This window comes from Pseudomonas azerbaijanoccidentalis (assembly GCF_019145495.1).
Lineage (GTDB): Bacteria > Pseudomonadota > Gammaproteobacteria > Pseudomonadales > Pseudomonadaceae > Aquipseudomonas > Aquipseudomonas azerbaijanoccidentalis.
The window spans coordinates 268,782-290,968 of the sequence record NZ_JAHSTU010000008.1 but is presented as its reverse complement, the minus strand read 5'-3'; the positions used below and the strand labels follow the sequence as shown (position 1 = coordinate 290,968).

The 22,187-nt window shown below is 59.3% G+C and carries 23 protein-coding genes; 18 read left to right on the top strand and 5 right to left on the bottom strand.

The features are described 5' to 3' along the window. Positions 1 to 12: 12 nt before the first annotated feature. The 7 genes from KVG88_RS24290 (at position 13) to KVG88_RS24260 (ending at position 5,614) form a co-directional block, all read left to right on the top strand. A complete protein-coding gene (locus KVG88_RS24290; protein WP_217872961.1) occupies positions 13 to 1,002 on the top strand; it encodes an alpha/beta fold hydrolase in 990 nt (329 codons plus the stop codon). A gap of 137 nt (positions 1,003 to 1,139) precedes the next feature. Next, a complete protein-coding gene (gene rraA, locus KVG88_RS24285) occupies positions 1,140 to 1,631 on the top strand; it encodes a ribonuclease E activity regulator RraA (protein ID WP_150701021.1) in 492 nt (163 codons plus the stop codon). A 25-nt stretch (positions 1,632 to 1,656) separates the two neighbouring features. Further along, positions 1,657 to 2,652, top strand: coding sequence for a divalent cation transporter CmaX (gene cmaX, locus KVG88_RS24280; RefSeq protein WP_150701022.1), 996 nt, complete (start codon positions 1,657 to 1,659; stop codon positions 2,650 to 2,652). Between the two features lie 63 nt (positions 2,653 to 2,715). Then, positions 2,716 to 2,964, top strand: a complete 249-nt coding sequence (locus KVG88_RS24275) for a CrfX protein (RefSeq protein WP_150701023.1) — start codon at positions 2,716 to 2,718, stop codon at positions 2,962 to 2,964. Positions 2,965 to 2,966: 2 nt separating this feature from the next. After that, on the top strand, positions 2,967 to 3,791 hold the full coding sequence (locus KVG88_RS24270) for a mechanosensitive ion channel family protein (RefSeq protein WP_028621382.1): 825 nt from the start codon (positions 2,967 to 2,969) through the stop codon (positions 3,789 to 3,791). 90 nt (positions 3,792 to 3,881) lie between these two features. Beyond that, positions 3,882 to 4,472, top strand: a complete 591-nt coding sequence (sigX, locus tag KVG88_RS24265) for an RNA polymerase sigma factor SigX (RefSeq protein ID WP_075949123.1) — start codon at positions 3,882 to 3,884, stop codon at positions 4,470 to 4,472. 107 nt (positions 4,473 to 4,579) lie between these two features. Next, complete coding sequence (locus KVG88_RS24260) at positions 4,580 to 5,614, top strand: OmpA family protein (protein ID WP_150701024.1); 1,035 nt, start codon at positions 4,580 to 4,582, stop codon at positions 5,612 to 5,614. A 114-nt stretch (positions 5,615 to 5,728) separates the two neighbouring features. Here the strand turns inward: KVG88_RS24260 and cobA are convergent, their stop codons facing one another. The 5 genes from cobA to KVG88_RS24235 form a co-directional block, all read right to left on the bottom strand. Beyond that, positions 5,729 to 6,496, bottom strand: a complete 768-nt coding sequence (cobA, locus tag KVG88_RS24255; RefSeq protein WP_217872960.1) for a uroporphyrinogen-III C-methyltransferase — start codon at positions 6,494 to 6,496, stop codon at positions 5,729 to 5,731. 25 nt (positions 6,497 to 6,521) lie between these two features. Beyond that, a complete protein-coding gene (locus KVG88_RS24250; protein WP_217872959.1) occupies positions 6,522 to 8,192 on the bottom strand; it encodes a bifunctional protein-serine/threonine kinase/phosphatase in 1,671 nt (556 codons plus the stop codon). A 7-nt stretch (positions 8,193 to 8,199) separates the two neighbouring features. Then, entirely contained in the window at positions 8,200 to 9,411 is a 1,212-nt protein-coding gene (locus tag KVG88_RS24245) for a nitrate/nitrite transporter (RefSeq protein WP_150701027.1), read from the bottom strand. A gap of 268 nt (positions 9,412 to 9,679) precedes the next feature. After that, the gene (locus tag KVG88_RS24240; RefSeq protein ID WP_150701028.1) at positions 9,680 to 10,255 is read right to left on the bottom strand and encodes an ANTAR domain-containing response regulator; all 576 of its coding nucleotides are present in this window, start codon (positions 10,253 to 10,255) and stop codon (positions 9,680 to 9,682) included. Positions 10,256 to 10,270: 15 nt separating this feature from the next. After that, the gene (locus KVG88_RS24235) at positions 10,271 to 11,482 is read right to left on the bottom strand and encodes a CmpA/NrtA family ABC transporter substrate-binding protein (RefSeq protein WP_150701029.1); all 1,212 of its coding nucleotides are present in this window, start codon (positions 11,480 to 11,482) and stop codon (positions 10,271 to 10,273) included. A gap of 223 nt (positions 11,483 to 11,705) precedes the next feature. Here KVG88_RS24235 and KVG88_RS24230 point away from each other — a divergent pair, with 223 nt between their 5' ends. From KVG88_RS24230 to KVG88_RS24180, 11 genes are read left to right on the top strand one after another with little or no spacing between them, the layout of a single operon-like run. After that, on the top strand, positions 11,706 to 12,440 hold the full coding sequence (locus tag KVG88_RS24230) for a helix-turn-helix domain-containing protein (RefSeq protein ID WP_217872958.1): 735 nt from the start codon (positions 11,706 to 11,708) through the stop codon (positions 12,438 to 12,440). A 4-nt stretch (positions 12,441 to 12,444) separates the two neighbouring features. Then, on the top strand, positions 12,445 to 14,097 hold the full coding sequence (gene sctC / locus KVG88_RS24225; RefSeq protein WP_217872957.1) for a type III secretion system outer membrane ring subunit SctC: 1,653 nt from the start codon (positions 12,445 to 12,447) through the stop codon (positions 14,095 to 14,097). Continuing rightward, complete coding sequence (gene sctW, locus KVG88_RS24220; RefSeq protein WP_217872956.1) at positions 14,094 to 15,200, top strand: type III secretion system gatekeeper subunit SctW; 1,107 nt, start codon at positions 14,094 to 14,096, stop codon at positions 15,198 to 15,200. The genes sctC and sctW overlap by 4 nt, the downstream gene beginning before the upstream one ends. A 23-nt stretch (positions 15,201 to 15,223) precedes the next feature. Further along, positions 15,224 to 17,275 (top strand): EscV/YscV/HrcV family type III secretion system export apparatus protein, encoded by a 2,052-nt coding sequence (locus tag KVG88_RS24215; protein WP_217872955.1) that lies wholly within the window; start codon positions 15,224 to 15,226, stop codon positions 17,273 to 17,275. Between the two features lie 13 nt (positions 17,276 to 17,288). Next, positions 17,289 to 17,696, top strand: coding sequence for an InvB/SpaK family type III secretion system chaperone (locus KVG88_RS24210; protein ID WP_217872954.1), 408 nt, complete (start codon positions 17,289 to 17,291; stop codon positions 17,694 to 17,696). Continuing rightward, a complete protein-coding gene (gene sctN, locus KVG88_RS24205; RefSeq protein WP_217872953.1) occupies positions 17,693 to 18,979 on the top strand; it encodes a type III secretion system ATPase SctN in 1,287 nt (428 codons plus the stop codon). The genes KVG88_RS24210 and sctN overlap by 4 nt, the downstream gene beginning before the upstream one ends. After that, positions 18,963 to 19,418 (top strand): SpaM family type III secretion system protein, encoded by a 456-nt coding sequence (locus KVG88_RS24200; protein WP_217872952.1) that lies wholly within the window; start codon positions 18,963 to 18,965, stop codon positions 19,416 to 19,418. The genes sctN and KVG88_RS24200 overlap by 17 nt, the downstream gene beginning before the upstream one ends. Continuing rightward, a complete protein-coding gene (locus KVG88_RS24195) occupies positions 19,415 to 20,338 on the top strand; it encodes a SpaN/EivJ family type III secretion system needle length determinant (RefSeq protein ID WP_217872951.1) in 924 nt (307 codons plus the stop codon). Before KVG88_RS24200 ends, KVG88_RS24195 begins: the two co-directional genes overlap by 4 nt. Then, complete coding sequence (locus KVG88_RS24190) at positions 20,335 to 21,270, top strand: FliM/FliN family flagellar motor switch protein (RefSeq protein WP_217872950.1); 936 nt, start codon at positions 20,335 to 20,337, stop codon at positions 21,268 to 21,270. The genes KVG88_RS24195 and KVG88_RS24190 overlap by 4 nt, the downstream gene beginning before the upstream one ends. Beyond that, positions 21,263 to 21,922 (top strand): EscR/YscR/HrcR family type III secretion system export apparatus protein, encoded by a 660-nt coding sequence (locus KVG88_RS24185; protein ID WP_217872949.1) that lies wholly within the window; start codon positions 21,263 to 21,265, stop codon positions 21,920 to 21,922. Before KVG88_RS24190 ends, KVG88_RS24185 begins: the two co-directional genes overlap by 8 nt. Positions 21,923 to 21,932: 10 nt before the next feature. Further along, positions 21,933 to 22,187, top strand: a complete 255-nt coding sequence (locus KVG88_RS24180; RefSeq protein ID WP_020795892.1) for an EscS/YscS/HrcS family type III secretion system export apparatus protein — start codon at positions 21,933 to 21,935, stop codon at positions 22,185 to 22,187.

The window sequence follows — 22,187 nt, the reverse complement described above, 5'->3', positions numbered from 1 at the left end:
GTGCAAGAGATTATGCAAAGCAGCAGCAACCTATTTCCTGTCGCCCTGATCAGTGCCGAACGGCGCGGTGATCTGAGCGAAGACGTGTACCGATTGAAACCGGCCAACAGCCCGGACCCGAGTGTCGAGCTGGCGGTCACCCGCCTGGGCATGGCCGATGAGCCTGCCGTGCGCGGCGTGCCGGTGATCCTGTTGCACGGCAGTTTTTCCAACCGGCGTTTCTGGTTCTCCCCCAAAGGTTTGGGGTTGGGTGCTTATCTGGCGCGCCTGGGGTTCGATGTCTGGATCGCGGAAATGCGCGGTCACGGCCTCTCCCAGCGTAACCAGAACTATCGCAAGAACCGCGTGGCGGACTATGCACGCTACGATCTGCCCGCCATTGGCGCGTTCGTGCGTGAGCAAAGCGGCCAGGTCCCGCACTGGATCGGCCATTCGCTGGGCGGCATTACCCTGGCGGCCGCGTTGGGCGGTGAATACATCGGTGAACCCGTAGTCGCTTCTGCCGCGTTCTTTGGCACGCAAGTCAGCCGCACCTATTGGCCGTTGAAAATTCCACCGGTGGAGTGGGGCGGACGTTTCATTCTCAAGCGCTTTGCCCAATTGTCCGGCTCACGTCTCAAGCGCGGCCCGGAGGACGAGCCGATAGGCCTGGCCCTGGAAAGCATGCGCTGGTATGGCTTGTTCGGGCGCTTCGGCGATGCCGACAAGGACTGGTGGGCTGGCTTGGCCGATTTGAAAATGCCAGTGCTCGCGGTGAGCGCGGCGGGCGATCATCAGGATCCAGCCTGGGCTTGCCGCAAGTTGTTCGACCAGGTCGGTTCCGAGCTCAAACAGTTCATCAACCTGGGGCGCGAGCAGGGTTTCGCCGACAATTTCGGTCACGTCGAAATGCTTGTCAGTAAAGCCGCCCAGGCTGAGGTCTGGCCATTGGTGGCGCGCTGGCTGGCAGATCAGCAAACGCCGTTGCTCGGTGAAAAAGCGGATCTGGCCACGGCGATCTAAGCTAGGCGCTCTATCAAGGGCATTTCGCTCTGATCGGCTTGCGGCTAAGATATGACGCATTGAGCTGTTCTGGTCATTTTCGATGACTGATTCATCAGTGATGTTCGTGCTGTCTCCCTTATTACAGGAGTTTCTCGATGAACCATTACCTCACGCCTGACCTGTGCGACGCTTATCCGGAGCTGGTGCAGGTGCTGGAACCGATGTTCAGCAATTTCGGCGGCCGTGATTCCTTCGGCGGCGAAATCGTGACCATCAAATGCTTCGAAGACAACTCGCTGGTCAAGGAACAAGCCGAACTCAATGGCAACGGCAAGGTGCTGGTGGTCGATGGCGGTGGCTCTCTGCGTCGTGCGCTGCTGGGTGACATGATCGCCGAGAAAGCCGCGAAAAACGGCTGGGAAGGGCTGGTGATCTACGGTTGCATCCGTGACGTCGACGTCATCGCGCAGACTGATTTGGGAGTCCAGGCCCTGGCCAGCCACCCGATGAAAACCGACAAGCGCGGTCTCGGCGACCTCAACGTTGCCGTGACCTTCGCCGGGGTGACCTTCCATCCAGGTCACTACATCTACGCAGACAACAACGGCGTGATCATCTCGCCGAGCCCACTGAAGATGCCTGAATAAACCCCGATTGACTGAAGGAATGCGGATGTTCGAGGAAGAAAACGCGCAATGGGGGCTGGTACACGCCCTGGTGCTTGACGGTAAAGGCGGCGCGCGTTCGATAGCCCGGACAGAACTCGATGAATTGCAGCTACAGGCCCATGAAAGCCTGTGGCTGCATTGGGATCGCAGTCACCCGCAAACCCAGACCTGGTTGCGTAAATCCAGCGGTTTGAGTGAGTTCAGCTGTGATCTTCTGCTGGAAGAAAATACCCGTCCGCGTCTTTTACAGCTTTCCGACAGCGAACTGCTGCTATTTTTGCGTGGGGTAAACCTCAATCCAGGCGCCGAACCCGAAGACATGGTCTCGGTGCGGATCTTCGGCTCTGCCCAGCGGGTCATTTCCTTGCGGTTGCGGCCGCTGCGCGCCACTGAAGAATTGCTGGCACAGCTGGAAGAGGGCAAGGGGCCGAAAACTGCTTCTGAACTGATTCTTTATATGGCGCAGTACCTCACCAACAAGGTGCAGGATCTGGTCAGTTGCCTCTCGGAAGTGGTCGATGAGGAAGAAGAAAAGCTCGATGCCGACGAACGGTATGCACCCGAGCATGGAGCCATTTTGCAGATCCGTCGCCGGGCAGCTGCGTTGAAGCGGTTTCTCGCTCCGCAGAGGGATATTTTTGGTCAGTTGACACGGATCAAATTGCCCTGGTTTGTCGAAGATGATGGCGATTACTGGAACGAATTGAACAACAGCCTGACCCGCTATCTTGAAGAGCTCGAATTGACTCGAGAGCGCGTGGGGCTTGTGCTGGAGGCCGAAGATCGGCGTTTGAGCGTGCGCATGAATCGCACGATGTACCGCTTCGGTGTCATCACCGGGATTTTTTTGCCGATGAGTTTTCTGACCGGACTTTTGGGGATCAACGTCGGTGGCATTCCGTTCTCTGCGAGCCCGTATGGATTCCTGATCGCTTGCCTGTTGGTAGTTTCGGTGGCACTGGGGCAGTGGTGGTTGTACCGACGTTTGCGCTGGGTCTGAAGGAGCACCATGTGACCCAGGCAAATTTCACCGCGTCTTTCACAGACATCACGAGAGGTGCGTATGCACGATCCGTTTGAACAGTCTTTGCGTGACATGCTCAAGGCATCCCCGTCCACTCGGGACGACGATGCATGCCTGGATCGTGTACTGAAAACCGCCAACCGCCAGGTCGGCGCCGGTGATTTGTTCAGCCTGCTGGGCCGTTGGTTGCCCGCGCTGATGATCGCCCTCAATAATGGATCGGCCCACGTTGCGCCGGTGTCCCGTCTTCGTAAACCTACCGTTCGCACTGCTGATAAGGCTGATTGAATATGGAACTTGACCTCTGGACACAGAGCCTCGTCACTGCAATGACTGCGTTATGGACCAAAATCGCCAACTTCATTCCGAACCTGTTCGGCGCACTTGTTGTGCTGCTGTTGGGTTTTGTCGTGGCCAAATTGCTGGACACGCTGCTTTCCAAATTGCTCGCCAAACTGGGCCTTGATCGCCTGATGGGCGGCACCGGCCTGACCAAGCTGTTGTCCCGCGCCGGCCTGCAAGTGCCGATCTCGACATTGATCGGCAAAATCGTCTATTGGTTCGTTTTGCTGATTTTTCTGGTTTCTGCCGCAGAATCCCTTGGACTTGAAAGAGTTTCAGCTACGCTGGATATGCTAGCGCTGTATTTGCCGAAGGTATTTGGTGCCGCGCTGGTGTTGCTGGTAGGTGTCTTGCTGGCCCAACTGGCCAACGGACTGGTACGCGGAGCGGCAGAAGGCGTAGGCCTGGACTACGCTTCGGGGCTGGGGCGAATTGCCCAGGGCCTGGTGATCATCATCAGTATTTCGGTGGCGATCAGTCAGTTGGAGGTCAAGACTGACCTGCTCAACCATGTGATCGTAATCGTTTTGATTACCGTTGGTCTGGCAGTTGCGCTGGCCATGGGATTGGGAAGCCGGGAAATTGCCGGTCAGATTCTTGCGGGAATCTATGTGCGTGAGTTGTATGAGGTTGGGCAACAAGTGCGAGTTGGAGAGGTCGAAGGGCAGATTGAAGAGATCGGCACGGTTAAAACCACATTGCTGACCGATGAGGGTGAGCTAGTCTCTCTCTCCAATCGGATCCTACTTGAGCAGCATGTGAGTAGCCGCTAACCCGGCAAACCCTGCTAATGTATGCCGCCGCAAAATGCCGCCTGATGCTGGCTGCGGCGGACATTGACCTGACTGTCGGCCCGACTTGTTTTGAATAAAGCCCAATCGCTATCCATGCGCTACGACCCCCGCGAGCTCTCTGATGAGGAGTTGGTCGCGCGCTCGCATACCGAGCTGTTTCACGTAACGCGCGCCTATGAAGAATTGATGCGACGTTACCAACGAACATTATTTAACGTCTGTGCACGATATCTCGGGAACGATCGCGACGCAGACGATGTCTGTCAGGAAGTCATGTTAAAGGTGCTGTACGGCCTGAAGAACTTCGAAGGCAAATCGAAGTTCAAGACATGGCTATATAGCATCACGTACAACGAGTGTATTACGCAGTATCGGAAGGAACGGCGAAAGCGTCGCTTGATGGACGCCTTGAGTCTGGACCCCCTTGAGGAAGCGTCTGAAGAAAAGGCGCCGAAACCCGAGGAGAAGGGCGGACTTGATCGCTGGCTGGTGTATGTGAACCCGATTGACCGCGAAATTCTGGTGCTACGATTTGTCGCAGAGCTAGAGTTTCAGGAGATCGCAGACATCATGCATATGGGTTTGAGTGCTACAAAAATGCGGTACAAACGCGCTCTAGATAAATTGCGTGAGAAATTTGCAGGCATTGCTGAAACTTAGTTCGGCGCAAATATCTCTTACGTGTAGGCAAGTTCTGATAGACTTGCCGCCGAGTTGTCCCCCGGTTTGCGGGACTGCTTCACAATCACCAGATGGGGATTTAACGGATGAAACTGAAAAACACCTTGGGCTTGGCCATTGGTTCTCTTATTGCCGCCACTTCGTTCGGCGCTCTGGCACAGGGCCAAGGCGCAGTTGAAATCGAAGGCTTCGCAAAGAAAGAGTACTTTGACAGCACTCGTAACTTCAAAAACGACGGCAACCTGTTCGGTGCTTCGGTTGGTTACTTCGTAACCGACGACGTTGAACTGCGTCTGGGTTACGACGAAGTGCACAACGTACGTTCCGATTCCGGCCAGAACATCAAGGGCGCCAACACCGCTCTGGACGCTCTGTACCACTTCAACAACCCAGGCGACATGCTGCGTCCTTACGTCTCGGCCGGTTTCTCCGACCAGAGCATCGACCAGAACGGTTCGAACGGTCGTGACCGTTCCACCTTCGCCAACGTTGGTGGCGGCGCCAAGCTGTACTTCACCGACAACTTCTACGCTCGTGCCGGCGTTGAAGCTCAGTACAACATCGACCAGGGCAACACCGAGTGGGCTCCTAGCGTCGGTATCGGTGTGAACTTCGGTGGCGGCTCCAAGCCTGCTGCTGCTCCAGTTCCAGCACCAGCTGAAGTTTGCTCCGACAGCGACAACGATGGCGTTTGCGACAACGTTGACAAGTGCCCGGACACCCCAGCCAACGTAACTGTTGACGCTGATGGCTGCCCAGCAGTTGCTGAAGTTGTACGTGTTGAGCTGGACGTGAAATTCGACTTCGACAAGTCGGTAGTCAAGCCAAACAGCTACGGCGACATCAAGAACCTGGCTGACTTCATGAAGCAGTACCCATCCACCACCACTACTGTTGAAGGTCACACTGACTCCGTCGGTCCTGACGCTTACAACCAGAAACTGTCCGAGCGTCGTGCAAACGCCGTTAAGCAAGTTCTGACCAACCAGTACGGTGTTGAATCGTCCCGCGTTCAGTCTGTTGGCTACGGCGAATCCCGCCCAGTTGCTGACAACAAAACTGACGCTGGCCGCGCTGTAAACCGTCGCGTAGAAGCGCAGGTTGAAGCTCAAGCTAAGTAATTAGCTCGCCGCTCTGAGAAAAGCCCGGCTTAGGCCGGGCTTTTCTTTGTCTGCGATTTGGTGTTCCAGCGTGGTTTTATGCGGTGATATCGAAAGATCGCAGCCTGCAGAAGCCTACACAGATACCGCTTGCAACCTGTAGGAGCTGCCGAAGGCTGCGATCTTCTGATCTACTTCGCAGGCCGCAACCGCGCCAATGACCAAAATGGCCGGGCTTTTCAGCTCGAAGTCATGGGCATCTTTTTCCATTGCGGTCAGATCGCTTCGGCATTCGCGCTGATGCGGCAGTGAAGCGTTTTCGATCATCACCACTGGCATATCCGCCGCCATCCCGCCTGCCAGCAGTTGCTCACGGATTTCACTGAGTTTGGCTACGCCCATGTAAATCACCAGGGTCGTACCGCCCTGAGCCAGTGCCTGCCAATTCAGGCTGCTGCCGTCCTGAGTGTGCGCTGTGACCAATGTCACGCCGCGCGCCACACCCCGTAGCGTCAGCGGTATATCGCATTGCGTTGCACCGGCCAGCCCGGCCGTGATGCCATTGACCAGCTCGACTTCAACACCGCGCTCGCGCAGCCACTGCGCCTCTTCACCGCCACGACCGAAGATGCACGGGTCGCCACCCTTGAGGCGCGCCACGCATTTACCCTGACGCGCATAACGCAGCATCAGGCGATGAATGAACGCTTGCGGCGTCGAGCGGCAGCCGCCACGTTTGCCCACGGGAATGACGCGCGCGTTGTGGCAATGTTCGAGGACGGCGGTATTCACCAAATCATCGATCAGCACCACGTCGGCCTCGTTCAATGCCCTGACGGCCTTGAGGGTCAGCAATTCCGGATCACCGGGCCCTGCGCCTACCAGCCAGACTTTTGCGCTCATCGTGTTTTCCTCATTTGGAATGACATCAGCCATGAAATACTGCAAACAGCAGCGCCAGATTCGCCATCAATGACAGCAGCGCCAACGTCCTCCATACCTTCAACGGCTCACGCTCCAGCAACGGTCGTGGCCGCACGTTCAAACTGTGTCGCTCGCCCTGTTCCATCAGCAGCAGCCATTCTTCTGCCGTTTCAAAGCGCTTTTGCGGATCGGCCGCAACGGCGCGTTGCAGGCTTTGCGTCAGCCACTCCGGCAGATCGGGGCGATAGCGGCTGGCGCTGACCGGCACGCCGAAACGCGGGCGTTGGAACGCTTCGATTTCGCCGTAGGGGAAGTGCCCGGTCAGCAGGTAATACAAGGTCACGCCAACTGCATAGAGATCCTGTTGTGACGTCGGCACCTCGCCGCGAAACGCTTCTGGAGCAATGAAGCTCGGAGTGCCAGGCAGGGCGCACGGCTGGTCTTCAGACAGGCCGGGGCAGTAGGCGAGACCGAAATCCAGCAAGCGCAATTCACCGTCATCCCCCAATAGCAGGTTCTCCGGTTTGATGTCTCGATGGAGGATCTGCCGTCGATGCAGCAAGCCGACCGCGCGAAGCAAGCGTTCGGCGAGGTCTTGCCATTGCGCCAGCGGCAGCGGCCCGACCTGTTCATGCAGTTGCGCCAGGGTTGAGCCCGAATATTCGCGCATCACGTAGTACAAATGCTGACGCTGACCGACGGCATGCACTTCCGGAAAATGCCGCCCGGCCACGCGCTTGAGAAACCATTCTTCCGACAGCAAGGCTTGACCGGCCTGAGGATCGTCTTGCAAACGACCGGGCAGGGTTTTCAGCAGCCAGGGTTGTTGCTGGTTGTCACGCACCCGATAGAGCAGCGATTGCTGGCTCTGGGCGAGTATGCCTTCTACCTGCCAGCCCTCGAAATCTTGCCCGGGTTTCAGTGCTGGCGGCAGTGGCCATTGCTGCAGATGAATCAAGGCATCGCCAATATTGGTTTCGCCGAGGGCATCGACCCGCACCAGTAGAGCGCTGGCGTTGTCCTGGCTGCCGGCCAGGTGCGCGGCGCTGACCAGCGTCTGCGCGGCGCTATCGAGATTCGGTTGATCGCGCAGGATCGCGGCAATGGCGGTGTCGCCCAATACGGCCCAGATCCCGTCGCTAACCAGCACGAAGCTTTCGTCCAGGCGCAGTTCACCGTCAAGAAAGTCCAGCACCAGGTGTTGATCCAGTCCCAACGCCCGCTTGAGCACATGTTGCATGCCCGGTTGATCCCAGACGTGATCTTCGCTGACGCGCTGCAATTGATCGGCGTGCCAGCGATATACTCGGCAGTCGCCGACATGGGCCAGGGTAAACCGCCTGCCTCGCAGCACCAGAGCGCTCACAGTGGTCAAAAGCGGTTGCCCGCCACCGTTGGCCTGCAACCAGCGGTTCTGCGCCAGCAGCAGGCGATCAAGGGCTTGGGCGACACCCCAGGTTTCCGGCGTCGCGTAGTAATCCAGTGCCAGAGCCTGCAAAGTCGAACGGGCGGCCAGGCCACCATCGGCGCACTGGCTGACGCCGTCGGCGATGGCGAACAGGTAGCCCTTGCTGGCCGCCAATGGCGGGGCAGGAGTCACCAGGCGCAGGGCATCCTGGTTTTCTTCGCGCGGGCCTGTGGCGCTGGCCTCGGCGAAACTCAATTGCAGGCTCATCAGGACCTCAAACCCGTGCAGCGGTCACGGCAGCCGAACCCCAAGTGGTTCTCCAGCGGCGTTTTACACCGTGCAGACCGAACCAGGCGAGAACCGCGAGGCTGGCGAACAACCACAGGGCCAATTGGTAGCTGCCGGTGCTTTGCTTGATTGCACCCATGCCTGCTGCCAGGGCAAAGCCACCGATGCCGCCAGCCATGCCGATCAGGCCGGTCATCACGCCGATCTCGCGGCGAAAACGCTGCGGGACCAACTGGAAAACCGCACCGTTACCTGCGCCTAAACCGAGCATGGTGCAAACGAACAGCGCCAGTGCCGCGTAGGAACTCGGCAGGTTGAAACCGACCGCCGCGATGCAGATTGCCGCCACGGTGTACATGCCGAGCAAGGTGCGGATGCCGCCGAAGCGATCCGCCAGGGCGCCGCCCAGGGGACGCATCAGGCTGCCACCGAAGACACAGGCGGCGGTGTAGTAACCGGCGGTTACCGGGCTCAGGCCGTATTGGTCGTTAAAGTAGCCGGGCAGGGCGCTGGCAAGGCCGATGAAGCCGCCGAAGGTCACACTGTAGAAAAACATGAACCACCAACTGTCACGGTCACCCAGCGCCTTGAAATAGTCGGCCACCGACTTGGCTTTTGGCCGTTCAGGGGCATTCTTGGCCAGCCAGGCGAATACGATCAGGGTCAGGATCAACGGAATCAGGGCGAAGCCGAATACGTTGCTCCAGCCAAACGCGGCGGCCAATACCGGCGCAATCAGTGCGGCCAGCACGGTGCCCGAGTTGCCCGCACCGGCAATGCCCATCGCTTTGCCTTGGTGCTGCGGCGGATACCACTGCGACGCCAGAGGCAGGGCCACGGCAAATGATGCGCCCGCCATGCCGAGGAACAGCCCCAGCAGCAACGCTTGCTCATAGGTGTGGATGCCGAGTTTCCACGCCCCGAACAGGGCGCAGATCACAATGACCTGGCCTATCAGGCCCGCGGTTTTCGGCGACAGTCGATCAGCGAGCATGCCCATCACAAAGCGCAGCACCGCGCCGGCCAGGATCGGCGTGGCCACGACAAGACCGCGCTGTTGGGTGGTCAGGTGCAAGTCCCCGGCGATCTGCACGGCCAACGGGCCGAGCAGGTACCAGACCATGAAACTCAGGTCGAAGTAGAGAAAGGCTGCGAACAGGGTCGGGGTATGGCCGGATTTCCAGAAGCTTGAATTCATCGCGCACCTCAAACTGAGTAGAAGTCTCGAACGGGAGCCAAAACAAAAAAACGCCGCCACCTGATTCGCCTTGGGGCAAATGAGGTGAGCGACGTCTTTGTCGTAGATTGGGCAACCGCCGTTGGTTACCTGTAGCGATTACTTAGCCAGATCTGTGCCACATGCCGATTTTTGTGGCACAGGGGAAAAGATCGCAGCCTTCGGCAGCTCCTACAGGGTGTACGCATGCGAACTGTAGGAGCTGCCGAAGGCTGCGATCTTTTGATGCTCAACCCAATAATTCACTCATGGCAATAATCTGCTCCGCCACCTGAATCAGCTTCTGCTGGCGGCTCATGGCCTGGCGGCGCATCAGCGTGTAGGCCTCTTCCTCGTTGCAGTCTTTCATCTTCATCAGCAGCCCTTTGGCCAGCTCGATGCGCTTGCGCTCGGCCAGTTGCTGGTCGCGGGCATGCAGTTGCGCGCGCAGGGCCTGGTCGCTCTCGAAGCGGGCCATGGCCACATCCAGAATCGGCTGCAACCGCTGTGCGTGAATGCCCTCGACGATGTAGGCGCTGACCCCGGACTTGATTGCCTGACGCATCACGCCGGGGTCGTGTTCGTCGGTAAACATGACGATGGGCCGTGGCTGGTCGCGGCTGACCAGGACGACTTGCTCCATGACATCGCGGCTCGGTGACTCGGTATCGATCAGAATCACGTCCGGACGCACTGTTTCGACGCGCTCGGGCAGGTCGATGGTCAGCCCTGATTCGTCGATCACGTCGAAGCCGGCCTCGGTGAGAGCCGCTTTCAATCGTCCGACTTTTTTTGCGGTGTCGTTGATCAGCAGGATACGCATCATGTTCGCAGTCTCCTGTCAGCGGCTGGCGAGTCGGGGCGAGCTATCGCTCATGGCGTGCAGTTTAAAGCTGCGGGCATAACCGGCGGGGTCTGAACCGTCCCAGACCTTGCCGTCGATCAACTGGCTGCTGCGCATCTCTTTGCCCAGCGAGGCAACGCCAACGGCGCTGGCGGCCTCGCGGTAAACGTCCAGTTGCTGGACCTGGCGGGCCACGGCGAGGTAATCCGGATCGTCGCGCAACAGGCCCCAGCGTCGGAACTGGGTCATGAACCACATGCCATCGGACAGGTACGGCAGGTTCACATCCCCTTCACCATGGAAGCGCAGGGCGTGGGGGTCTTGCCAGCGATTGCCCAGGCCGTCGTCATAGTCGCCCAGCAGGCGCGGCTCAATGCATTCGAGCGGTGCATCGAGGTACTGCGGCGCACTGAGCAGTTGTGCGGTACTGCGCCGGTTCTCGGCGCTTTCTTCGATAAAGCGGCTGGCTTCCAGAATCGCCATCACCAGTATCCGGGCGGTATTGGGGTATTGCTCGACGAAAGCGCGGGTGCAGCCGAGGACTTTTTCCGGGTGATCGGGCCAGATGGTCTGGGTGGTGGCCAGGGTAAAACCGAGATCCTGTTGCACCGCGCTGGCAGACCAGGGTTCGCCGACGCAGAAGCCGTCGATGCGCCCCGCTTGCAGGTGGGCGACCATTTGCGGCGGCGGCACCACCACACTGTCGACATCCAGCAGCGGATGAATGCCCTGACTGGCGAGCCAGTAATACAGCCACATGGCATGGGTACCGGTGGGGAAGGTTTGGGCGAACGTCAGTTTTGGGCGACTTTGGTGCACGTGCCGGTGGAGTGCTTCAGGACCGGTCACGCCAAGCCCCTGCAAGCCATGGGAGAGGTTGATGCTCTGGCCGTTCTGGTTCAGGCCCATGAGCACCGCCATATCTGTCGCCGCCACGCCACCGATGCCCAGATGCACGGCGTAGATCAAACCGTACAGGCTGTGGGCGGCGTCGAGTTCACCGCTGACCAGTTTGTCCCGCAGGTTGGCCCATGACGACTGGCGCTTGAGGTTCAGGGTCAGGCCGTAGGGCTGGGCGAAGCCCTGGGTGGCGGCAACCACCACCGAGGCGCAGTCGCTCAGGGCCATGAAGCCGAGGTTGATTTCGGTCTTTTCCGGGGCATCGCTGCCGTTGACCCAGGCCAGTGGGCCGGCTGATGGTTCGTTCATCGATTTCGCACCTTCAAAAAAAACGTCGTCCCAGGCCCCTTGACTGCAAGGCCGGGTGACGACGCCATTGTCCTTGCGCGCATTCCGTCGTTGGTCTGCGTGCTGATGCCTGAAGGGGTGCAAGGCATATGCCATCCCGGGTTCATCAGCTTTACATCAGGATTCAACGCGCCATGTCTTTCATCCTGCCGACTCCTATCGTCAGGCTGCAAAGGAGGTTGGCGTGCACATCGAATCAATACACGCCGCAGGTTTTCCTGATCCCCGTTTCAATGAGCGGGTGTTGCATCTGCGGGTCGGTGAAGCGCCCGTGCATCTGACCACGCCTCAGTGTGCGACGAGCTGCCATCTGCCGGGCGGGTGGGAAGGATTGATTGCGATGAACGGTGCCTTCGAAGTGAGCGGCAGTGTGCAAACCCTGTCGGTTGCGCAAGCGCCTCTGGTGAAGTTGCAGGTGTTCATCGATAGGGGTGAAACGCTGCTCGATCAGCGATCCGCCCGGAATTCCTGGGCCGTTTTGCCGGTGGCTTATTCCATCGTGCAGTCGCCCCAAACGCTTGAGCGCTGGTACATCGGACAGGCGATGGTCGGTGGCGTGGCCTATCAGGCTTTTGCCAGCGAGCTGCGTCACTGCGAGAGCTATGGACTTGTGCGCTTTCTGCTGGAGCAGGGCACCCACAGTGAGAAGTTGAGCACTTTGGCCCGGCGTTATGGCGTCTCTGTTTCACATTTTCGTCGGCTGTGCCGGCAGGCATTGGGGACGGCGGCCAAACCCGCCTTGCGCGGCTGGCGCACGGCTCAAGCGCTGTTGAATATGAGTCAGCAGGACTGCTCGCTGACGGATGTCGCGCTGGAGTTCGGTTTCGCCTCTTCCTCGCATTTCTCCAAGGAAATCCGCGAGCTGGTGGGCTTCGCGCCCAGCAGCCTGGCCGATATCACCTACCTTCCAGGCAAGTGAACCGATGAACTGCCGATTGATCTCTTTATCTCTTTTGCCCGTTTGCCTGAACGCTGTGTTGCTGCTCACACCGTTTACCGTGCAGGCCTCGATCTACCAATTCGAGGCCCGTGAGCAGAGCGCGCGGACGTTTTTCGGCGAGCTGTCCGGTCCCTTGGGCAAACCCGTGATCGTCAGCAAGGCAGCTGCGGCCAAGCGGGTTTCCGGTACGTTCGATTTGCTCACACCCCAGCGAACCTTTGAGCGCATCAGCCTGCAAATGGGTTTGATCTGGTACAGCGATGGCCAGGCGATTTACCTGTATGACGCTTCGGAATTCAAAAGCGCGATGATGTCGTTGCAGACCCTCACCGTGGCCAGGCTCCAGGCGTTTCTCGAACGCTCCGGTTTGCATGACAAGCGTTACCCGTTGCGCCACGACGGCCTGCGCACTTTTCACGTGTCCGGCCCGCCGATGTACGTCGATCTGGTCATGCAAGCGGCCGGGATGATGGACAACCAGCGCTCGGAGCTGTTGTTGGGCAAGCAGCAGATCGGCGTGATTCAAGTGCGCAACACCTTCGTCGGCGACCGCAAGTACGAGTTACGCGATGACAAGGTGACCATCCCCGGCCTGGCCACTGTCATCGAAGAGTTGCTGCGCGGCGAGAAACGCGGGGTCGAGCCGATGGTGGCCCAGGCCCCTATGCAGCGGCCGCAAGGCCTGATGCCGGCGTTCCCTCTGGAAGGCCTGGCCAGTGCGCCAGGAGACCCAGACCCGACCGCGCCGCGGATCATTGCGCGGGATGTCGCTGCCGGCAATATCCGGGTGGTGGCTTATCCCGATACCAATAGCCTGTTGGTCAAAGGGCTGCCGGAGCAAGTGCGCTTCATCGAGAACCTGGTGAGTGCACTGGACACGCCAAAGCGTCACGTGGAGCTGTCGTTGTGGATCATTGATCTGCACAAGGACGAGCTCAACCAGTTGGGCATCAATTGGCAGGGCACCGTGAATTCGGGCGGTACATTTTCCGTATCGCTCAATGCCGGTTCGGCAACCACCCTCGATGGCGCTTCGTTTGTGACCCAGGTCATGGCGCTGGAACGGACCAACCGCGCGAACGTGGTCTCGCGACCGGTGATCCTGACCCAGGAAAACGTGCCCGCGATCTTTGACAACAACCGCACGTTCTATGCCCCGCTGGTGGGCGAACGCAGTGTCGATTTGCAGCACATCACTTACGGCACGCTGGTCAGCGTACTGCCGCGTTTCGCTCAGGCGGACGAGGTGGAAATGTCGCTCAACATCGAAGACGGCAATGAGGTGGAAAACCCCGGTCAGGGTGAGCGTCCGAACGCGTTGCCTACGGTCGGGCGCACGCGGATCAGCACCGTGGCGCGGGTGCCCCAGGGCAAGAGTTTGTTGGTGGGCGGTTTTACCCGCGATGACAACAGTGAACAGGTCGGGGGGATACCGGTCCTGGGTTCGATTCCGTGGGTCGGGCGTTTGTTCAGCTATCGCCAGAATCGCTCGGCCAACACTGTGCGGGTGTTCCTGATTCAGCCCAAGGAGATTCTCGACGCCCTCGAACCGGTCACGGAACCGCTGCCTCAGGTGTTGACCCCGCAGCAGCACGAGCTCGTGCGCAGATCCTATTTGCGGACAGCTGAAAAATGATCCTGCCACCGATTTCCACGGGTGGGCGAGCGGCCCAGGCCCGGCTGAATGCCGAGAAGGCCGCTGAGCAGCCACAACCGCAGGCGGATGCAGACGTTGAGCTGGACGAAAGCGGCACGGCGGCTGCCGCGCAACGTTTCGTGCAGATCAGCGATGAAATGTCGGCGGCGTTGGCGCAGTTTCGTAGCCGCCGGCATTTCGAACTCAAGTCCGACACTTTGACGGACAACTTTGAAAGAGTGCTCGACGACGACACCTTGCCCAAGGTGCAACGGGTCATCAGCCTGGCGCGGCTGGCGGAGAAACCGGTTACCTGGTTGTTGCAGCAGTTGCGTGGGCTATTCCCCGACGACAGCGATCTGGTGTTGGTGCTGCGTGAATTGTTGCGCCGTAAACGACTTGATGGCGGTTCGCGCCGGCGACTCGAAAAGGCATTGCAGCAAGCGCTCGCCGAGGCCTCGCCCAAGCGCCTGAACGCCGGAATCAACACGGCCCTCAAGGCCCGGATGTTCGGCGCGAGCATGGCCGTGCGTGCAGGCCTGCTGCGCGAAACCTACCGGGATTTTCTGCAGTCCGACGACGGCCCGGTCAATTGCTATCAGGACTGGATAGCGCTGTATGGCGCGGCCCAGCGCATGAGTGTGCTGACGTTCATCGAAGATGCCTTGCTCACCGACATCAGTGCCCAGGACCCCAGCTGCTCGCGCGCAGAGTTCGGGCATCTGCTGGCCCGGTTGGCCGATCTCAAACGCCTGCGTTCAGCCGATGGCCTGTTCATCGGTAGGCTGCTTGGCGATGAACTCATTTGCCGGCACAACCCCGACGAGTCCGATTGGCTGGTGTTTCTCATGGGCCTTTTGACCTATCCCGACGAACTCGATCAGTTGTTGCTTGGCGTACTGGGTGAACGCTTGCTGTTGAGCCCTCACCGTGAGCGCGGGGCGGTGCTGCAAACGCTGCGTCGACTCAGCCTGCCTTTGCCATTGCCGCTGTTTGCCGATGAAGAAGCGCCGCAGCGCCTGGCACAACAGTTCACACGCCTGGCTGACATTGCCTACACCCACGAATGCATCGAGCGGCGACGTCCCGGCGGTGGCTCATGATTTTCAACTGGAGCTGACTTGCCATGCTCAATGTGTTTTTGCGAAATGTCGGCGCTCGTCCGGAACTGCTGATCCTCACGCTGATGGTGATGATCATCGCCATGCTGATCATTCCCCTGCCGACAGTGCTGGTGGATTTTCTGATCGGCTTGAACATCATCATTTCATTGCTGGTGTTCATGGGCTCTTTCTACATCGAGCGCATCCTCAACTATTCGACGTTCCCGGCCTTGCTGCTGTTGACCACGTTGTTTCGCCTGGCGTTGTCGATCAGCACCAGCCGCCTGATCCTCAGTCAGGCCGATGCGGGCGAGATCATCGAGTCGTTCGGTGAGTTTGTGATCGGCGAAAGCCTGGTGGTGGGTTTCGTGATCTTTTCCATCGTCACCATTGTCCAGTTCATCGTGATCACCAAGGGCTCTGAACGGGTGGCCGAAGTGGCCGCGCGCTTTTCGCTGGATGGTATGCCGGGCAAGCAAATGAGCATCGACGGCGACCTCAAGGCTGGCGCCATCACGGCTGAAGAAGCCAAGGAAAAACGCAGTGTGCTGGAGCGCGAGAGCCAGTTGTATGGCTCGTTCGACGGGGCGATGAAATTCATCAAGGGCGATGCCATCGCCGGCATCATCATTATCTTCGTCAACTTCATCGCCGGCATGGCCATCGGTGTCGGGCAAATGGGCATGGACATGTCCACCGCTCTGTCGACCTACACCTTGCTGACCATCGGCGATGGGCTCGTGGCGCAGATTCCGGCGTTGCTGATCGCCATCGGTGCCGGTTTCATCGTCACCCGCGTCAACGGCGACGACAGCAACCTGGGGCGCAACATGCTTGCGCAAATGCTCGGCAATCCGTTCGTTCTGGGGGTGACCGCACTGTTGGCGGTGGGTGTCGGCCTGCTGCCCGGTTTTCCGCTGCTGACGTTCTTGTCGATTGCCAGCGTACTGGGGTTGGTGGTGTTTATGCGACATCGCAAAGCCTCCCGGCAAACCGGCCAGAGCGAAGGTCGTGCCGCGCCCGCCGGCCAGGATGCACTGCAACCCGAGAGCGGATTGCTCGATGACGTCGACAACATCGCCACCGAAACCATTGCCCTGATGTTGCTGGTGCCGCCGACGCGTCTGGATGAACTGAAGAAGGCCCGCTGGGCAGCGCGCTTTCGCAGCCAGTTTTTCGTCGACTACGGCTTGCGCATTCCCGAACCGCAGCTGCGTGCCAGTGAGGCGTTGCCGGCACATCAGGTGGCGGTGCTGATCAATGAAGTGCGCGCCGAGCAGTTTGATATCCATTTCGATCACTGGCGTCTGCTCGACTATTCGCCGGAACTGGAACCCTTGGGTTTTGCGCTGGTGCGCGGCAACGACAGCAATCGCCTGGGCGGTGTCTGGGTCAACGCCACCGAGCGTGAGCGGGTGCAGCAATTGGGGTATCACCTGCGCGCCGCTGATGAAGAGTGCTACCGCTGCCTGGTTACGTTGCTGGCGCGCAACATCCAGGAGTTCTTCGGCGTGCAGGAAACCAAGCAACTGCTCGACGAAATGGAAACGCGCTACCCCGATCTGCTCAAGGAAGTGTACCGCCACGTCACCGTGCAGAAGATCGCCGAAGTGCTGCAACGGCTGATCGGCGAGCGCATCTCCGTGCGCAACATGAAGCTGATCCTCGAGTCGCTGGCCCACTGGGCATCCCGGGAAAAAGATGTGCTGGCGCTGGTCGAGCACGTTCGCGGCGCGATGGCTCGTTACATCAGCAACAAGTTTGCCCAAGGCAATGACTTGCGTGTGCTGCTGCTGTCGCCGGAGTTTGAGGAAGTGGTCCGGCGCGGGATTCGGCAAACCTCCGGCGGCAGTTTCATCAACCTGGAACCGGCTGAATCGGAAGAGTTGATGGACCGACTCAGTGTCGGCATCGACAGCCTGCACATCGCGCAGAAGGACATGGTGTTGCTGTGTTCGATCGATGTGCGGCGCTACATCAAGAAACTGATCGAGGGGCGGTTCCGGGAGCTGGACGTGATGTCGTTCGGCGAAATCTCCGAGACCGTCTCGGTCAATGTCATCAAAACGCTGTAAGGAAAACCTGTAAATGATTCCGCTGGATATCGCTGATCTATTGCGCGAAGCGCTGCGTCTGAGTGGCTGCGATGACAGTCAGATTGGGCACTTCGACAGTCACAGCACCATTGAAATGCAAATGAAAAACCTGCCCGATATCAGTGTGGCAGTGGTCGATGGCGATGTCTGGGTGTGGGCTGCGGTCGCGGAGGCGAGCCCGAATGCACTGAATCACTGTGCTTTCGATTTGATGCAATTCCTGCTCGAAGGCAATGCATTTTCCCGCACCGGGCAATTGCATCTTTGCGTCGTGCAGGAGCGGCTCGAACTGCGCTTGATGGCCAATGTTCATGCCCTCAGCGATGCCGAACACTTCGCACAAGCGCTGGATGCCTTCGTGCAGGCCACTGAAACGCTGTGCGAACTCTTGCGCCGATGAGCACCCGGCTGGAAAGGCATGCGGCCCATCCCCTGCGTTTGAATGGTCCCTTGATCGAAGCGGCACTGGTCGACGTTGTCATTGGCGAGGTCTGCGAAGTCCGGCGCCATTGGCGTTTGCCTCAGGTCGTGGCCAGGGCGCAGGTCATCGGGTTCAAGCCTGGGTCGGTCCTGCTCAGTTTGCTCGGTGACGCGAAAGGCTTGTCGAGGGAGTCGATGATTGTTCCCACGGGCGCGACCTTGCAACTGACCTGCAGTGACGCCTTGCTCGGCAGTGTGGTCGACCCCCAAGGCAACATTGTCGAACGCCTGGCGCCATCAACGGCGGTGGCTCAGCGAGACTATCCGGTGGACGCCGACCCGCCGTCTTACCAGCAGCGGCGCCCGGTGGCAGAACCGTTGCGGACCGGCATCCGTGTCATCGATGGTTTGCTGACTTGCGGTGTCGGCCAACGCATCGGCATTTTTGCCGCCGCCGGTTCCGGTAAAACCACCATGATCAACATGCTGATCAACCACACCGATGCAGACGTTTTTGTCATTGGCCTGATTGGTGAGCGTGGGCGTGAAGTGACCGAGTTCATCGAGCATCTGCGTCAGTCTGAAAAACGCTCCCGTTGCGTGGTGGTGTATGCCACGTCGGATTTTTCTTCGGTCGATCGCTGCAACTCGGCCCTGCAAGCCACGGCCATCGCCGAGTACTTTCGCGACCAGGGCCAGTGTGTGGTGTTGCTGCTCGATTCGTTGACGCGATACGCCCGGGCTCGTCGCGACCTGGCCCTGGCGGCCGGTGAAGCGCCGGCGCGGCGCGGCTATCCGGCCTCGGTGTTCGATGCTCTGCCGCGCTTGCTGGAGCGACCGGGTGTGACCGCCTCGGGCAGCATCACTGCCTGGTACACCGTGCTGCTGGAAAGTGACGACGAGCCGGACCCGATCGCCGAGGAGATTCGCTCCATTCTCGACGGCCATATCTACCTCAGCCGTGCCCTGGCGGCTAAAGGTCACTACCCGGCAATCGATGTGTTGCGCAGCGTCAGTCGCGTGGCGACGCAAGTCACCACGCCACAGGTTCAACAACTGGCGGCGTCGGCCCGCGAAACACTGACGCGTCTTGAACAGTTGCAGATTTTCCTCGATATGGGCGAGTACACCCAAGGCGCGGATGCGGCCAACGACCACGCGATGCAGCGTCGCGAAGCGCTGACTCAGTGGCTGCGTCAACCCACAGGCGAAAGTTGTGAACCGGACGAAACCCTGCGGAGTTTGCATGAGCTCATTGGGTGATCGACGGCGCTTGTTGGCGTTCAGTCAGTACCGTCGGCAACGCGGTGAACAAGCGGTGTTGCGTACACAGGAGCAATTGCAGCCGCTGTTGCAGGAACAGGCCGGTTTCGCAGGGCAAGAGGCGTCGCTGCACAGTCTGTTGGCCAGCCATCGGGCGAACGACTGCGTGCTGGATTACGGCCAACTCTTGGCGCTGCTGCGCAGGCAGGCCGTGATCCGTCGGCAACTCGATCTGTTGCGTGTGGAGCGTGACCGCGTGGATCAGCAGTGCCGGCAGGTTGAGCAGAAGTTGCACGAGCAACGCGAGCAATTGCGTGCGTTGCAGCACAAACATGACAAGTACGAGCGGTCCGTCCAGCAGCAGTTGCGCGTGCAACGGCTGGAGCAGGTGCGGCGAGAGGAAAGGGAAATAGAAGAGATGAGCGGAGTCCGGCGATGAACGATATCACTGTAATTTCACCACGGCCGGTTCAAGTCCCGGACCCCGTAACCGACGGTTCAATGGACGAACTGCAAGACACGCTTGTGCCGGTGCAGGAAGAGGATTTGCCGCAAGGTGTACAGGATCTCCTGGCTGCACTGATTCTGCGTCATCGATCCACGACGCAAACCGGCCGCGCAATACCTACTTTCCAAGGTGCGTCGGAGGGTGTGCATGACAAGGTGCCCTCGGCTGTCCCGGTGGCATTGACCAACCCGCAAACCAACCGGCCGATCCAGCACCTGCCGCCTCAACTGATGTTGCCTGTTGTGGCTTCCGTCGACAGGGTGGGTACCCCTGTGCAGGGGGCTATCGCGCAAGCTGAACTGAAGCCGCTTCCATCGAGTCTGCCAGCGGGACCGTCGATCGAACGTGCATCGAGTATCCCTGAGTCGTATACCGAGCGAGTTGCCCATACACCGACATCGACACCGACATCGACATCGACATCGACATCGACGCCGGTTGCCGCCGAGCCGTCGTTGCCGCAAGCCTTGCAACTGCCGCCTGCCACCGTGTATCACACGATATCGGGGTTACAGCCGTCAGTCCCGGCGGCGCCTCTGCTTCGACCCCAACCGGCACCCGACGTAGTACTCGAAACCTTGCCGAACGCAGACCGAGGCCTGCTGCAAGTGCCATTCAGCAAAGGTGCAGCCAACGGGCAAGTGACGATCAGTCGAGTACCGGACGAACCCACCCGCAGCCTTCAACTCAGCCCGAGCAATGCTCTGGTGTTCGAACAACTCAAAGTGCCTTTCGAGCAGATTCGCGAACCTGTCTGGCGGTTGACCGACAGTGGTGGTGAGCAGCAGCGCCAAGGTTCACAACAATCGCCGGACGAAGAGCAACCCGAGCAGTCCGAGCTTCCCGCATGAGCGCACTGAAGTTGCGTCGGGTCGATCCTGCAGCGCATGCCTGTGCGCGGGCGGTCCGGCGTTGGCGGGATGCCGGTCATGGCGCAGGTACCGCTTGCCTGCAACGACTGCCCGGCTATTTGCAGTTTTGCGCACGCGGCGAGGGAGGGGACTGGCACGGCTTGATCATGGCCAGCGACTGGTTGCATCAATCGCTCCCGCAGTTGCAGTCGTTGCTGGTGGTCGAGCCGTCAATGACGAGCATCGCCAACCTGTTCCGGGCAGTGCACCAACCCTTGCTGCTGACGTTGGACGAGTTCCGCTACCAGACGTTGACCGAGGTCGATTTTGTCCAACCGCAATTGTTGCCGACACACGCGGTCCCGTGGCTGGACACGCCAAGGGGAAGCGTATGGGTGACGCAGATGCCACGGATTCGCGCCACCCGCGAGCCATTCACGCCCAGCTCTTGGCTGAGCGATTTACCGCTGCACCTGGCACTGAAACTGGGTGTCAGTCACATCGACCCTACGAGCCGGACTCGACTGAATGAAGGCGATGTCCTGCGCATCACTCAGCCTTCCCGACACTGCTTTGTGGCGCAGCGCTGCATCGGTGTTTTTTCGTTTACTGAAGAAGGATTACTCATGCAACCGACTGATACCGATGGTCAACAACCGGACGCGATTGACCCCGCCGCGGATGTCGGACTCGCAGCACTATCCGTGCGCCTTGAGTTCATTCTCGCGACCCATGACATCGACCTGGCCACGCTGTCGCAGATTGTCGATGGGCAACTGATCCCACTGGCTGATGATGCCGCGCAGCACATCGAAGTACGCGCCAATGGCAAGCCTGTTGCTCGCGGGGAACTGGTGCAACTGGGGGAGCAATTGGGTGTGGAGTTGATCGAGATCTATCGGAGCAATTCATTGGAAACTCGCGATGAATGACGTCTCGCTGATCGCGCTGCTGGCGTTTGCTTCGTTGTTGCCATTTCTGGTGGCGGCCGGCACTTGCTACATCAAGTTTTCCATTGTCTTTGTCATCGTGCGTAACGCTTTGGGCCTGCAGCAGGTGCCCTCGAACATGGCCCTCAATGCGATTGCCCTGATGCTGGCGATTTTCGTGATGACGCCGGTGATGAAGCAGGGCTACGGCTATTACAAGGACGAGCAGGTGGCTTTTACCGACATCGAGTCGGTGGTGAATTTTGCCGAGAACGGGCTGGGCGGCTACAAGGAATACCTGCGCAAATACACCGACCCGGAACTGGCGCTGTTTTTCGAGCGTGCCCAAGCTGTGCAAAGTGATTCCGATGCCGGGCTGCCCGCCGATGAAGAATTCACACCCTCGCTGTTTTCCCTGCTGCCGGCTTACGCGCTGAGTGAAATCAAAAGTGCGTTCAAGATTGGCTTCTACCTGTATTTGCCATTCGTGATCGTCGATCTGGTGATCTCCAGCATCCTGCTGGCGCTGGGCATGATGATGATGAGCCCGGTGATCATTTCGGTGCCAATCAAACTGGTGCTGTTTGTCGCGCTCGATGGCTGGGCGTTGCTCTCGACCGGGCTGGTCAAGCAATACCTGACGTTGCTGGCGTAGGGGGCAATTGATGAACGATCTGGTCTATGCCGGCAATAAAACCCTGTACCTGATTCTGCTGATGGTGGCCTGGCCGATCATTGTCGCCACGGTGGTCGGCCTGGTGGTCGGGTTGATCCAGACCGTGACCCAGTTGCAGGAGCAAACGCTGCCGTTCGGTTTCAAGCTGTTGGCCGTCGCCGCGTGCCTGTTCCTGCTGTCAGGCTGGTACGGTGAAACCCTGCTCGATTTCAGCCGTGAAGTCATCCGCCTGGCGTTGGGTTAG